At 47.4% G+C, this 12,458-nt stretch carries 11 protein-coding genes, 1 tRNA gene and 1 pseudogene; 7 read left to right on the forward strand and 6 right to left on the reverse strand.

What is annotated here, in order from left to right; genetic code table 11:
* Positions 1–74 precede the first annotated feature (74 nt).
* Positions 75–1,424, reverse strand: coding sequence for an MmgE/PrpD family protein (locus ACSFXN_RS04250; RefSeq protein WP_437148939.1), 1,350 nt, complete (start codon positions 1,422–1,424; stop codon positions 75–77).
* Complete coding sequence (locus tag ACSFXN_RS04255) at positions 1,421–2,080, reverse strand: GntR family transcriptional regulator (RefSeq protein ID WP_437148940.1); 660 nt, start codon at positions 2,078–2,080, stop codon at positions 1,421–1,423. Before ACSFXN_RS04255 ends, ACSFXN_RS04250 begins: the two co-directional genes overlap by 4 nt.
* 242 nt (positions 2,081–2,322) lie before the next feature.
* On the opposite strand from ACSFXN_RS04255, the gene ACSFXN_RS04260 reads away from it, so the two are divergent.
* Positions 2,323–2,718 carry an SRPBCC family protein gene (locus ACSFXN_RS04260; protein ID WP_437148941.1) on the forward strand — a complete coding sequence of 132 codons (396 nt, stop codon included), beginning with the start codon at positions 2,323–2,325 and terminating at the stop codon, positions 2,716–2,718.
* Between the two features lie 58 nt (positions 2,719–2,776).
* On the opposite strand, the gene ACSFXN_RS04265 is transcribed toward ACSFXN_RS04260, so the two are convergent.
* On the reverse strand, positions 2,777–3,433 hold the full coding sequence (locus ACSFXN_RS04265; RefSeq protein ID WP_437148942.1) for a potassium channel family protein: 657 nt from the start codon (positions 3,431–3,433) through the stop codon (positions 2,777–2,779).
* A 563-nt stretch (positions 3,434–3,996) separates the two neighbouring features.
* Here ACSFXN_RS04265 and ACSFXN_RS04270 point away from each other — a divergent pair.
* Positions 3,997–4,440, forward strand: a complete 444-nt coding sequence (locus ACSFXN_RS04270; protein WP_437148943.1) for an NUDIX hydrolase — start codon at positions 3,997–3,999, stop codon at positions 4,438–4,440.
* Positions 4,441–4,493: 53 nt separating this feature from the next.
* On the opposite strand, the gene selA is transcribed toward ACSFXN_RS04270, so the two are convergent.
* The 3 genes and pseudogenes from selA to selB all read right to left on the reverse strand — a co-directional run bounded on the left by selA (position 4,494) and on the right by selB (position 8,138).
* The gene (gene selA, locus ACSFXN_RS04275; RefSeq protein WP_437148944.1) at positions 4,494–5,906 is read right to left on the reverse strand and encodes an L-seryl-tRNA(Sec) selenium transferase; all 1,413 of its coding nucleotides are present in this window, start codon (positions 5,904–5,906) and stop codon (positions 4,494–4,496) included.
* Positions 5,907–5,967: 61 nt separating this feature from the next.
* A pseudogene (locus ACSFXN_RS04280) lies at positions 5,968–6,150 on the reverse strand (Rdx family protein); the annotation flags it as partial.
* Between the two features lie 77 nt (positions 6,151–6,227).
* Positions 6,228–8,138 carry a selenocysteine-specific translation elongation factor gene (gene selB, locus ACSFXN_RS04285; protein WP_437148945.1) on the reverse strand — a complete coding sequence of 637 codons (1,911 nt, stop codon included), beginning with the start codon at positions 8,136–8,138 and terminating at the stop codon, positions 6,228–6,230.
* A gap of 188 nt (positions 8,139–8,326) precedes the next feature.
* On the opposite strand from selB, the gene ACSFXN_RS04290 reads away from it, so the two are divergent.
* The 5 genes from ACSFXN_RS04290 (at position 8,327) to phnE (ending at position 12,447) form a co-directional block, all read left to right on the forward strand.
* A tRNA-Sec gene (locus ACSFXN_RS04290) sits at positions 8,327–8,423 on the forward strand.
* Positions 8,424–8,607: 184 nt separating this feature from the next.
* Complete coding sequence (locus ACSFXN_RS04295) at positions 8,608–9,597, forward strand: glycosyltransferase family 4 protein (protein ID WP_437148946.1); 990 nt, start codon at positions 8,608–8,610, stop codon at positions 9,595–9,597.
* A gap of 57 nt (positions 9,598–9,654) precedes the next feature.
* Entirely contained in the window at positions 9,655–10,704 is a 1,050-nt protein-coding gene (selD, locus tag ACSFXN_RS04300) for a selenide, water dikinase SelD (RefSeq protein WP_437148947.1), read from the forward strand.
* 69 nt (positions 10,705–10,773) lie between these two features.
* Positions 10,774–11,679, forward strand: a complete 906-nt coding sequence (gene phnD, locus ACSFXN_RS04305) for a phosphate/phosphite/phosphonate ABC transporter substrate-binding protein (RefSeq protein ID WP_437148948.1) — start codon at positions 10,774–10,776, stop codon at positions 11,677–11,679.
* A 12-nt stretch (positions 11,680–11,691) separates the two neighbouring features.
* Positions 11,692–12,447, forward strand: a complete 756-nt coding sequence (phnE, locus tag ACSFXN_RS04310; protein ID WP_437148949.1) for a phosphonate ABC transporter, permease protein PhnE — start codon at positions 11,692–11,694, stop codon at positions 12,445–12,447.
* Positions 12,448–12,458 lie beyond the last annotated feature (11 nt).

Genomic DNA, 12,458 nt, shown 5'->3' on the forward strand with positions numbered 1-12,458 from the left:
GTCTTCCCATCTGGTTAGCGGAATATCGGTTAAGGGATTATCACCCATAGAAGTTCTATCTTTCTCTTTTTGTATCAATTGTATATTTTTTCAGTATCGGCTTTCGTCAATTCGATCAATTCCGACAAATCCGCTTTTTCATCGATGATGTACATCGCTGTCCGAAGTTTGTTCGCACGTTCAGCGCCGATGATCGGATGGGTCAGGTTATTGAACTTTCTGGCCAAGTCTTCGTCGGTCATCGGGTTTTCAATGCTGCCTGTCGCATTTTTCACGATATGCTCGATTGTGCTGCCGTCTTTCAGGAAAGCCTTCGCATACACTTCTTCTTCTTTAACGCTGTCATCGACTTTCGGGGAAATTTTCGAACGGAATTCGACCACTTTAGGATCAACGACTTTAGCGTCTGCGTATTGCGCTTCACCTGCATCGCCTTCAAGGAATGCGACGGCTCCTGTATGGTAGATGCTGAATTTGCCGGCAAGTCCGGTCGGCGGAGTCGGTTTCCCGGTCAGCTCCAGCACGTATTGGTTGACGGTCAATTCGATGCGTTCTACATCTTCCGCCGCCACTTGCTTGCCAAGTGCAATGCAAGCGTCGATGGACGGATGCAGAACTATGCCGCATGCATAGGGTTTAAAAGCGTTCTTCAATAGCTCCCACTGCTCGCCCCAATTGATGTTCACTTTCGACAAGTCATGTTCAGGAGCCAGGACATTGGCAAACCCGCGTTTCGCTTCCAGCACTTCCGTTGAACTCGTGAAGTTCTTTTTGGCAAGCAATGCCGCCATCAAGCCATTTTGCGCCGCTTTCCCCGGATGAAACGGTTTGGTCATTGTGCCGAACATTTCCCGAAGGCCGAAGGATTGCGTCCCCGCGATGCCAAGCGCCCACGTCAGTTGTTCTTCGTCCAGTTCAAGCAGGATTCCCGCTGCAACAGCCGCCCCGAAAACACCCGTAGAGCTCGTGATGTGGTAGCCAAGATGATAATGGCTTGGATATACCGCATTCGCAATGCGCAGTTCCGCCTCGCAGCCGAGAATAAAAGCGTGAAGGACCTGCTCGCCTGTCAGGTTCAGTTTCTCTGCAAGTGCCAGCACGACCGGAGCCACCGGGCCGCTCGGATGGTGAATGGTATCGAGATGTGTATCGTCATAGTCAAAAATATGCGAAGACATGCCATTGATCAAGCTGCCAAGCAGCAGATCGACTTTTTCCGTACGGCCGAAAATGGATACCTGTTCAGAAGAATTGATGTCTTCTTTCAAGCCAAGCACCATATCGACCGATGGATGCTTTGATGCACCAATCGCCACGCCCATCCAATTGAACAAGCTTCTTTTGCCGTGGAGCTTTACTTCTTCTGGAATGTCGCTCATTTTTGTCTTCAATACATTTTGCACCAATGTTTTCGTTTCCATCATCCGTTTCCACCCTCTGCTATTTTTTTAAATGCGTTTTCTTTCGCTTTTCGCACATGGAACCTTGCCATGCTTTCCGCAAAATCCCCATCCCCCGATTGGATTGCGCCGATCATCATCTTGTGTTCTTCCACATTCTGCAGCGGACGTCCGGCTTGAGACAGAGACGTCGACATCATCAAGCCGATTTGCGTCTGCAGCATTGTCATGATGGCTTCCAGATAAAAGTTTTCAGACAGCCGCGCCAGCGCCAAATGGAAGTCCGAATTGATGTCGGCCAATTCTTTGACATTGTTGACGGCCGCTTCTTTTTCCGCCTTTGCGACGTAGCTGTTTAACTCATCGATGATTTCCGGTGTCTGGATTTGGGAAAGCGTCCGAGCCGCCAGTCCTTCCAGCACTTCCCTCACTTCATACAGCTGCGCCACTTTTTCCACCGTCAGCGTAGCAACTTTCACGCCTTTATGGGGCACATGCGTCACCAGTCCCTGCTCTTCAAGCTTCCGGATCGCTTCCCGGACCGGTGTCCGGCTCACGCCGATTTTTTCTGCCAGCTCTCTTTCCGTCAGTGTCTGCCCTGATTTGATGTCCCCGGTGCGGATAGCGTTATACAGATAATCATAGACAGAGTTCTTTTTTACTTCAGTGATATGAATCATGGATTGACTCCTGTCTCTTTAAGATGGTATACCATTTGTTAATAAAGTATAGATAAATAAGTTAATTTCGTCAATTTTAAATTTCAATATTCTGTATTGTATACCAATCCTTCGTTAATGAGTGACTTATCGTCCTTTCGGCGCTGCAATTCAGCAGCGCTTTAATGCAGAAATCTGTTTTCTCTGCTTGTTTATTGGTCTCTTATTCAATACGATAAAAGAAAAACGAGGAGGTTGAAGAGATGAACGATGAAACCCGCTCGGTTTTTATTGAAGCCGACCCTGAAACTGTCTGGATGGCGCTGACAAATGACGAGAATTTTTCGGCCTGGTATGCACCTGGTTCGGTGTGGAGGATACCGGAGCTCGAAGTCGGCTGCAAGGCGCTGTTTACGCTGATGCCGAGTGAGCACAACCAGCTGGAAGAAGGCGAACATGTGGACATGAGCTTTACAATCACGGAAGTCGTGCCGCACAGCCGCTTTTCCTATACTGCAGATGAAGACCAGCTCCATTTCATCTTTGATCTGCGGCCGGAAAACGCCGGCACCCGCGTGACCGTCAACATGGACGGCTTTCAGCTCAGCCTTGAGAATTTAAAGGCTTTTGCAGAAGGGCGGGAACTTCCGAATATTTAAGTGCAGACAAAAAAGCAGCCGTTCCAAATGGAACAGCTGCTTTTTCAATTTGCTGAATTTAGATGCCTCTGTCTTCCAGCCGTTTCAGGTCATCTCTATGGCCCATGACAACCAGTATGTCCCCAAGCTCAATTCGGTCATTTGGAAGCGGGGCAATATTCACCTCTTCCACGCGTTTGATTGCTAGCACGATGCATTTGTATTTTTCGCGGATATTTAATTGGTTTAAGGTTTTATCAGCTACTTTTGCGGATGCGACCAGTTCAATGATGCTGTATTCATTGGACAAGTCGATATAGTCGATGATTTTTTCAGAATTCATATGCTGTGCAACCCGAATTCCCATCTCGTTTTCGGGCTGGATGACTTTATCCGCGCCTACTTTCTCCAATATCTTCTGGTGCTGCAAGTCCCGCGCTTTGACCCAAACTTTCGCGATTCCGATTTCTTTCAGCATGAGTGTGCACAAAACGCTTGCTTGCAAATTATCTCCAATCGCCACAATCGCATGATCGAAGTTCCGTACGCCGAGCGACTTCAGCTCACTTTCGTCAGTGGCATTGGCGACAACGGCGTGGGACGCATAATCCCTTAGGCCATCCACCCGGTCCGCTTTTGTATCAATCGCTAGCACTTCATGGCCCAGGCGGTAAAGCTCTTTGCAAACACTGGTGCCGAATCTCCCCAGTCCGATTACCACGACTTGTTTTTTCATGACTTTCCCTCTTTTCTGCAACAATGAAAACTCTTTGCATATAGTATAGCCTCCCGCTTTCAGGAGTTGAAGTGTTTCATTTTATATCAGTGAAATCAAGCAGGCTTTTTCTTGCAGCCGCTTGAGTTGCGACCTTTTTGCAGCGAGTGGCAACCAATTGGCAATGAGTTTCGACGAATAGGGGTTGAATTACGACGAATCCTCTTTGAGTTACGCCAGATCTATTATCTGGCGAAAATTCCGTCCATCTTATTTCACAATTACTGCTCAAGCGTCGCCGTTCTAATAAAGTCTTCTTCAATAGGGGTTACAGTTTCAGCTAAGGTTTTTCCAATTCTTTTGAATGTCGCGTTGATTTATGTATTCGCCCGCAAGCTGAGAATGATCAAAGCCGAAGACTATAAATTGAATTTTGACTGATTCTGAAAAAGAGGCCCATTTCGGCCTCTTTTTCTATTTTTCCTCTATTCCTAAAAGGAATGCCGCCGTCTTGCAGCAAATCATGTATAAAGCCATAAACTCCATTCCCTTCCGACAGCCGGGCTACACAAAGGAGAATCATCATGCAAAAAATATTCGGTGAAAAAATAGAAGGCATTGATTATCAGCTTAGAAAAGGGGTTTATGCCATTATTTTCAGTCCGCAAAAAAACCAAGTGGCGACTGTGCAATTAACGCGCGGCTCGTATTTCCTTCCTGGCGGCGGCCTTGAAGACAATGAATCGCCCGAAGAATGCCTCAAGCGTGAAATGCTGGAAGAGACGGGATACGGATTAGTGATCGGCCCTTATATCGGCAATGCCCAGCAACTTTATTATTCCAGCAGGACCAACATCGCCATGCTCAATGACGGCTATTTTTATCTGGCGGAAATTGGCGATAAAGTGCAGGAACCTATTGAAGAAGACCATCTGCTGAAATGGATTCCTGTCAGTGAAGCGGATAAACTGCTTTTCCACGAGCACCATATTTGGGCAGTCAAGGAAGGCTTGAAAAAGCAGCTGTAATCATAAAAAGCAGGAAGCATGCGGCTTCCTGCTTTTTTATTGATTCCAAACCGTCATTCTCCCTGTTCAATCTCCAACAAGCCTTTTACCACTTCGGGCATTTCGCTCTCTTCAATCGTCCGGAAGTCGATGCAGACCCGTTCGCCTTGAATTCTGGCGATGATTGCCGGCCGGCAGCCCCTCATCTTTTCTGCAAGTTCCTGTGCCGACAATTTGACATGGGTCACGCTAGCCATGAATGTCGGCAATTCTACACCTGGCATCGTACCGCCGCCGATTTGCGATGTGCTTTCTTTTAAATCAAGTTTGTACATTGCCGTCTGCGACTCTATTTCAGAAATGAACTTTTCCGCTTGCTGGCGGATTTCCTCAATCGGCCGGATCACGTCACGGACAGTCGGCAATTCCATTGCTGCTCCTTCACCGATCACGTAAGCCTTCAATGTTTCTTCCAAAGCAGCAAAAGTCAATTTATCAACTCTCAGCACCCGGGCCAATTGATGGTTTTTCAAGCGGTCAATAAATTCCTTTTTCCCGGCGATAATTCCCGCCTGAGGTCCGCCAAGCAGTTTATCGCCGCTGAATGAAACCACATCTGCGCCTGAAGCAATCACTTCCCGGACAAGCGGTTCATCACCAATGCCATATTTTTTAAAATCATATAACGCACCGCTTCCAAGATCTTCGTAAAACACTACTCCATCGTGATCGTTCTTCAGTTTAACAAGCTTTTCGGTTTCCACCGTCTCAGTGAAGCCTACCATCAGAAAATTGCTGGTATGGACTTTCATAATCATCGCTGTTTCTTCATTCAATGCCTTTTCATAATCAAATAAATGCGTTTTATTGGTTGTCCCCACTTCTACAAGTTTAGCTCCGCTTTCTTCCATAATGGAAGAAATCCGGAAAGAACCTCCGATTTCAACAAGCTGCCCGCGGGAGACAATGACTTCTTTGTGTTTTGCTAATGCACTTAATACCAAGAACACTGCCGCGGCGTTATTGTTTACAACCATAGCTGCTTCAGCGCCTGTAGCTTCTTTCAGAAGATCTTCGATGATTTCATGCCGGGATCCGCGCTTGCCTTCTGAAATCCGGTATTCCAGATTTGAGTAATTGCGTGCAGCTCTTGTGATATGGGCAACCGCCCGTTCACTCAATCTTGAACGCCCCAGATTGGTATGCAGAATGGTACCGGTTCCGTTGATGACACGCATTAAGCGATCTTCGTTCCACTGACTTGCCTTATGGGCGGCATTCCCAAAAATCATATTGGTGAAATTTTGATGAGACGGCGAAAAAGGCAACTGGCCACTCAGCACTTCTTCGCGCAAATTACGAAGTTCCTGCTGAATAAACTTCGTTGCCTGTCCAGTAGTCAAGTGAAACTCTTCGCGGAACTCTTCAAAGCGTTTATCTTTCTGCAATTCATGTACCGGCGGCAGCTGGCGCAAATATTGTTTCATCTCAATTCCCCTATCTGCTTGCGGAACTCCGCGGTTTCCGCAGGCAAGCTTTCCGCAATCTCTATTTTTCTATGAGCCGGATGATCTCGTTGATGTCCGGGTGTTTTCTGGTGGCGAGCTTAGAATGGACTTTCTTTCCGTCTACCGTTACTTCGAAAGCTCCTCCTGAACTTGGAATCAGTTCGAGCGAAGCAATGTCCGATTTAAAATGATTAAACAACTGTTCCGCAAAACTTGCGGCTCTTGGGGCATAGTTTCACTGCATGCAAAATTCGATTGAAATTTTGTAGCCCATGATCCTTCCTCCTCTTAGCTCTTTTATTATTTTAATTTTACTTCAGCCGTCCAGTGGCGCTGTTCTTCCAAACGGGTGGTAAGATTCATCCCGTCGAGCAATTCCAGAAGCGGAATCAAGTATTTTCTCGAGACATCGAGCGCCTCTTTTGCTTCTTTTAATCCGAATGCTTCATCCGTCCCGCTTTTCAGTTTGGCTAACGCCTGTTCAAATGCTTTATGGTGGATCAGCGTATCTTCGAGCAGCCGGTAAGCCTGGCCGGTGTTCAGCAGATAAAGCGTCAATTCGGGGATGTCATTTTTCGGCACTGGAGTCCCTTCAAAATACTCATTCCATTTCTTCACTTGCAGGCCATCCTTTTCCAAGGCGGCAATAATGCCTTCCATCCGGGTCTTCCACTTCTTCGGCAAATGCGGTTCAAAAGAATCCAGGGCGATAAATTGCTCGATTTTCTTGAACTTCTCTTGTCCGGTCAAAGCATTTAAGCTGTATTCAATGAACAATTTCGGATAAGCACCGCTGAGCGACTGCACAAGTTCTGCTTTGCTCATGCCTGTCCTCATCGGAAATTCTTCATGATAGCTGGCGAGCCGGTCCGACATTTCGTCTGTTATTTTTGCATATGTTTTTGCCAGGCTGTATTTTCCAGGAGATATTTCCAGCAATCGGCCTTCTTCCAACCCTTTCAAGAGGGTTTCCTGCAGCACATGGCCATCAAGCGAGGTCTGCTGAATCAGTTGTTGAACATCCAGCACGATGTGCTTGTCCAAAACATCTTCTATTAAATCCTGCGGTGTCCCTTCTTTTATAGCACGCAGCATGGCCATCGTTTCTTCACCGAACCGGTATTTGGCGCCTTTCGGCTGAATGACCCAGCCGCCGCCCAGCGTTTTCACCGGAGTCGGCCGCCTCAAAATAAAGCGGTCGCCGCGCCGCACCACAATTTCCTCTTCCAGCCGGATCTGGCACAGCACTTCGTCTTTTGTCGCTGCAAGTTCGTTGCGGTCAAAAAAGACGATTTGGCCCATTACTTCAGAAGTTCCTACATGGACTTTCACAGGCGCCCGCTGCTTGAGCGGCGAAAAATCCTTGTCAATCAGCTGAAGCGCCACATCAATCGTATCGGTCACCATAAAATGGTCTGACGCCACAAGCACATCGCCCCTGGTTACGTCTGCTTTGTCAATGCCGCCCAGGTTAATCGCTGTCCGCTGCCCTGCTCTTGCCTGAAACTGTTCCTGATGGTGAACTTGAATTTGCCGAGCCTTTACTTTATGCCCTTTTGGAAGCAGTGTCAGCTGGCTGCCCTGCTGGACAATCCCCTCGTATATCGTTCCCCGTATGACCGTACCTTGCCCCTGCACCGTAAAAACCTGATCAATTGGCAGCCGGAACGAACCGTACGCATCACGGAACTTCACTTTTTTCAATTCGTTGAAAATCGTTTCTTTTAATTCACTGATGCCTTTGCCGGATAAGCTATCCACCAAGACACACGGAGCGCCGTCAAAAATCGTGCCTTCGAGGCGTTCCTGGATGTCATCGGCCACCAGTTCGAGCATTTCTTCATCAACCCGGTCAATCTTAGAGATGGCGACGATGCAATGCTCGATGCCGAGAAACTGAAGAATCTCCAGATGTTCTTCGGTCTGCGGCATCACCCCTTCGTCCGCTGCCACCACCAGAACCACCAAATCGATTCCCGCCACTCCGGCAATCATTTGGCGGATAAAGCGCTCGTGTCCTGGAACATCTACAATTGATACATGGGTGCCATCTTCCGTCTGAAGCGGCGCATACCCCAATTCAATTGAAATGCCGCGTTCTTTTTCTTCCTTTAAACGGTCCGTATCGACATTCGTCAGCTTTTTTGTCAATGTCGTCTTGCCATGGTCAATATGCCCGGCCATTCCAATCGTAAAATAAGTATTGTCCATTCCGCTCACACGCTTTCTAAGATCGTTAGTACCTCTACTTTAATCTTCAGGAAGGAGTGTTTCAAGCGAATGGCATTAATTCCCCTAAATACTGCCATTCTTTTTAATTGGTTCTGTTCCAAATTATAAAGCACCTTTCTTGCACTTCCTCTTTTTTCACTATAGACTTATACAGAACCAGCTATAATGGGGTTGGATGGGTGACTGGTGTCTTCCTGGGTCTTCAAAACCCTGAGGGGCCTGCGTGCCAGGCTCGGTGGGTTCGATTCCCACACAATCCCGCCATACATACAATCCGCAAAGGGTGCCTGTCAGGCATCCTTTTTTTCTTGAAAAATAATCCCGCGGTTTCAGGCACGATAAGTGACAAATTCCACTAGGTTCATGATAATTAAAAAAGAGATTCGTTTTTCTCCAGCGTGTTGCCAAAACCCTCTGCCTGCCAGAGTTGCCAAAGGATTGAAAACCCATGAAGATTATATTGGCAGCGCCTAACTTTCCGCAGCCGCGCGGCAATACCGTGACGGTCCGGAGGATTGCCGCTCATTTAGAGAAGTTGGGTGTTCAGACAGAGATTGTCTCAACAACCGAAGAAGTCAAGCCTCTACCGTTTGGTGATTTGGTCCATGGTTTCCACGCCTTTTACTTTTATCAGTTTATGCAGAAACTGGCGGAGCACCCGGATCCTTATATCGTCACTATGACCGGCACAGATTTGAACGTCGATTTATTCCATCCGCAAAAGCGCGGAGGCGTTCTTTCTGTTTTGAGAGAGGCAAAAGCAATTCACGTTTTTGACGAAGCTGCAAAAACCATCCTGCTGAAGGAAGCTCCTGAGTTTGAAGATAAGGTTTTTCCGATTGCGCAAGGAGCGGCTGGTTTTCCTCCGGCCGGTCTGCCGCTGGAAAAAGAAGCCGGTACTTTTTTATATGTGCTGCCTGCCGGAATCAGAAAAGTGAAGAATATCCCTTCCGCTATTTCAGCGCTTGGCAAGCTGCATGAAAAGTATCCTCATCTCCGGCTCTGGCTTGTAGGGCCTGTCCTTGAAGAAGCGGAAGCTGAAATTGTCCTGGATCTGGTTGAGCGGCATTCCAAATGGATCCGCTACATCGGCGAATTGCCCCACCCAAAAATGGGGGCAGTTTACGAAAAAGCGGACGCCGTGCTCAATACTTCCTTGTCGGAAGGCCAGCCCGCTGCCATTTTGGAAGCGATGAGCTATGGCTTGCCCGTCCTGGTGTCAAATGTCCAAGGAAATAGCGGCATGGTTGAAAATGGCAGTACGGGGTATCTGTACAATGACGAACAGGAATTTCTTGAGTATGCGGAACAGCTGATAAATGATGAGGAAGCAAGGCAGCGGCTTGGACAGCGGGCGAAACAGTATGCCGCTGAACAGCATTCCAGCATCCGTGAAGCGGAAGCTTTGCTGAAGATCTACAAGAGCCTATTGCAGTAAGCTCAGCTTTTTCTGTGCTGCAGCAAAGATTTATTTGATTAAAAGGAGGGATTCCAAATGACTGAAAAAGATATGGTCAGGTTAACGTCTTTATCATCTAAAGGTGGTTGAGGCTGCAAAATTGGTCCTGAGGACCTGGCGCAGGTTCTGCGTCATTTACCGAGAAATGTAGAAGACCCAAACCTCCTTGTCGGACTGGATACAGCCGATGATGCAGGAGTTTATAAAATCAGCGATGAAGTCGCGCTTGTCCAGACTTTGGATTTCTTCACGCCTATTGTGGATGATCCTTATATGTTCGGGCAAATCGGTGCTGCGAATTCACTCAGCGATGTTTATGCGATGGGCGGCAAGCCGCTGACCGTCATGAACATTGTCGCTTTCCCGATCAACACTCTGGACAAAAGCATCCTGGCTGAAATTTTAGCCGGCGCTTCCGATAAAGTGAAAGAGTCCGGCGCCACCCTGGTTGGAGGGCATTCCATCGATGACCAGGAGCCGAAGTTCGGGCTTTCCGTCACTGGAACCATCCATCCCGACCGTATCCGCTCGAATGCTGGCGCAAAACCGGGCGATCGCCTCATTTTAACGAAACCGATCGGCGTCGGCATTTTAACGACTGCCATCAAACAAGGCATTCTGGAAACTGAGGATTTGAACGAAGTCATGGCAGTCATGGCGGCCTTGAACAAAGATGCAGCTGAAGTCATGGAAAATTATTCGGTCAATGCTTGTACCGATATCACAGGATTCGGCTTGCTTGGCCACACGATGGAAATCGCTAAAGGCGGCAATGTTGGCATCATCATCTCCAATAAAGACGTTCCTGTTCTGTCAAAAGCGAAAGAGCTTGCTGAAAAGCATGTCATCCCTGGCGGCACTTACAAAAACCACAGCTGGCTGGCTGCAGATATCGATTATGACAGCAGCATCAGCAAGCTTGATCAATTGATCCTTTGTGATGCCGTGACTTCCGGCGGGTTATTGATCTCTGTTCCGGAAGTCGAAGCCGAAGCATTGCTTCGCGATTTACAGGCAAGAAATGTACAGTCTTCAATTATCGGAAAAGTGACCAGCGAAAACGCTGGAAGAATCCACGTCATCTAAAACAAGGACTCTGCTTGAGTCCTTGTTTTACATAATGGAAAAATAAAAACTTAAAGCGAGGTGCCACCATTGAAAAACTTGAAAATAGCAGCGATCCTCTTGGTCCTGACACTCTTATTGGCTGCATGCGGTAGCAATCCAAAAGAAGAAAATCCGACTTCCGGCGGTGAAGCAGAACAAGATGCCTTTACGATTGGAGTCATTCCAGCCCAGACAGAAGGCTCTATGCAAGGGGCTATGGACAAATTGCAAACCATTCTGAGCGACGAACTTGGACGCGAAGTGGAAATTGAAGTCTATCCTGATTATAACGGCGTCGTTGAAGCGATGAACTATGATCAAATCGATATGTCTTATTTAGGGCCTTTGACTTTTGTTATTGCACAGGAAAACAGCGGTGCAAAAGCGATTATCACTCAACTGGTTGACGGTGAACCATTCTATCACTCGTACATCATCACCCACAAAGACAACCCGTGGACTTCTATAGACGATATGCTTAAAGATTCCGGAGAAGTCGATTTTGCGTTCGGCGACCCCAATTCCACTTCCGGTTCTTTGATTCCTTCTATTGAATTGCAGGACCGCGGTGTCTATAAGTCGGAAGATGACCATCAATTCAATTCTGTGCGCTATACCGGATCGCATGATGCGACCGCTTTGGCTGTCCAGAACAAACAAGTCCATGCAGGTGCAATCGACAGCGCCATTTACAACCAATTGGTTGAAGCCGGAAAAATCGATGACTCCCAATTGAAAATCATTTGGGAATCGGAAGAACTTTTCCAGTATCCTTGGGCTGTTCTTGAAAGCACCGATCAAGACACGATCGAAAAACTGCAGCAGGCTTTCCTGGCGATCGATGATCCGGAAATCCTTGACGCTTTTGGGGCAAGCGGCTTTACAGAAGCAAGCAACGAAGATTATGAAAGCATCAGACAAGCAGCAATCAAACAGGGCATCATTAAAGAATAGAGTTGATTTTGGGTGTGGTTTAAAAGAAGAAATTTACTGACATTGGCTATATTGATTCTATTCGTCTTTCTCAGCATGAGGCTGACTGAATTCGATCTGTCGAAATTCAAGGATTTCCGCAACATGATCGATTTCCTGTCGCAATGGTTCCCTATGGACTTTTCTTTGCTGCCGGACATGGTGCAGGATACGCTTGAAACTTTGGCAATGGCTTTTTTGGGGAGTTTCCTGGGTCTCTTGATCGCTTTGCCGATCAGCTTTATCGCGGCCCGGAACACATCGCCTTCGCCCTTTTTGTTCCAGTCTTCAAGAATCGTGCTGAGCTTTGTCCGTTCTATTCCGGAAATTGTCTTTGGTTTGATTTTGCTGACGACACTCGGGCTTGGTCCTTTTCCGGCAGTGATTGCCATCATGTTCCATAATGTCGGGGTGTTTGGCAAATTGATTTCTGAATTGATCGAAGCGGCCGACCCGGGACCTCAGGAAGCGATGAAAGCCGTTGGATCGAAAACCTGGATTGCCAATCTGTTCAGTATTCTGCCGCAGATTTGGCCGAACGTCCTGTCCCAGTTTTTCTATCGTTTCGAAGTGGCCATCCGAACTTCTCTGGTTTTGGGCTTTATCGGCGGAGGCGGAATTGGGCAGCGCTTGTTCAACGACTTTAAAACGTTCCAATACTCATCCGTTTCGCTTGATGTATTGATCATCATGATCATGGTGATTATCATCGACTTTTTAGCCAGCTATGTCCGGAAACGGATTATATGAAGGAGGCAGGC

Origin of the sequence: Planococcus sp. 1R117A, assembly GCF_051417975.1 — a bacterium.
Taxonomy (GTDB): domain Bacteria; phylum Bacillota; class Bacilli; order Bacillales_A; family Planococcaceae; genus Planococcus; species Planococcus shenhongbingii.

Bases quoted from the DNA above. Each gene is read 5' to 3' on its own strand.
- ACSFXN_RS04250 (WP_437148939.1), bottom strand. From the start codon at position 1,424: ATGATGGAAACGAAAACATTGGTGCAAAATGTATTGAAGACAAAAATG.
- ACSFXN_RS04255 (WP_437148940.1), bottom strand. From the start codon at position 2,080: ATGATTCATATCACTGAAGTAAAAAAGAACTCTGTCTATGATTATCTG.
- ACSFXN_RS04260 (WP_437148941.1), top strand. From the start codon at position 2,323: ATGAACGATGAAACCCGCTCGGTTTTTATTGAAGCCGACCCTGAAACT.
- ACSFXN_RS04265 (WP_437148942.1), bottom strand. From the start codon at position 3,433: ATGAAAAAACAAGTCGTGGTAATCGGACTGGGGAGATTCGGCACCAGT.
- ACSFXN_RS04270 (WP_437148943.1), top strand. From the start codon at position 3,997: ATGCAAAAAATATTCGGTGAAAAAATAGAAGGCATTGATTATCAGCTT.
- selA (WP_437148944.1), bottom strand. From the start codon at position 5,906: ATGAAACAATATTTGCGCCAGCTGCCGCCGGTACATGAATTGCAGAAA.
- selB (WP_437148945.1), bottom strand. From the start codon at position 8,138: ATGGACAATACTTATTTTACGATTGGAATGGCCGGGCATATTGACCAT.
- ACSFXN_RS04295 (WP_437148946.1), top strand. From the start codon at position 8,608: ATGAAGATTATATTGGCAGCGCCTAACTTTCCGCAGCCGCGCGGCAAT.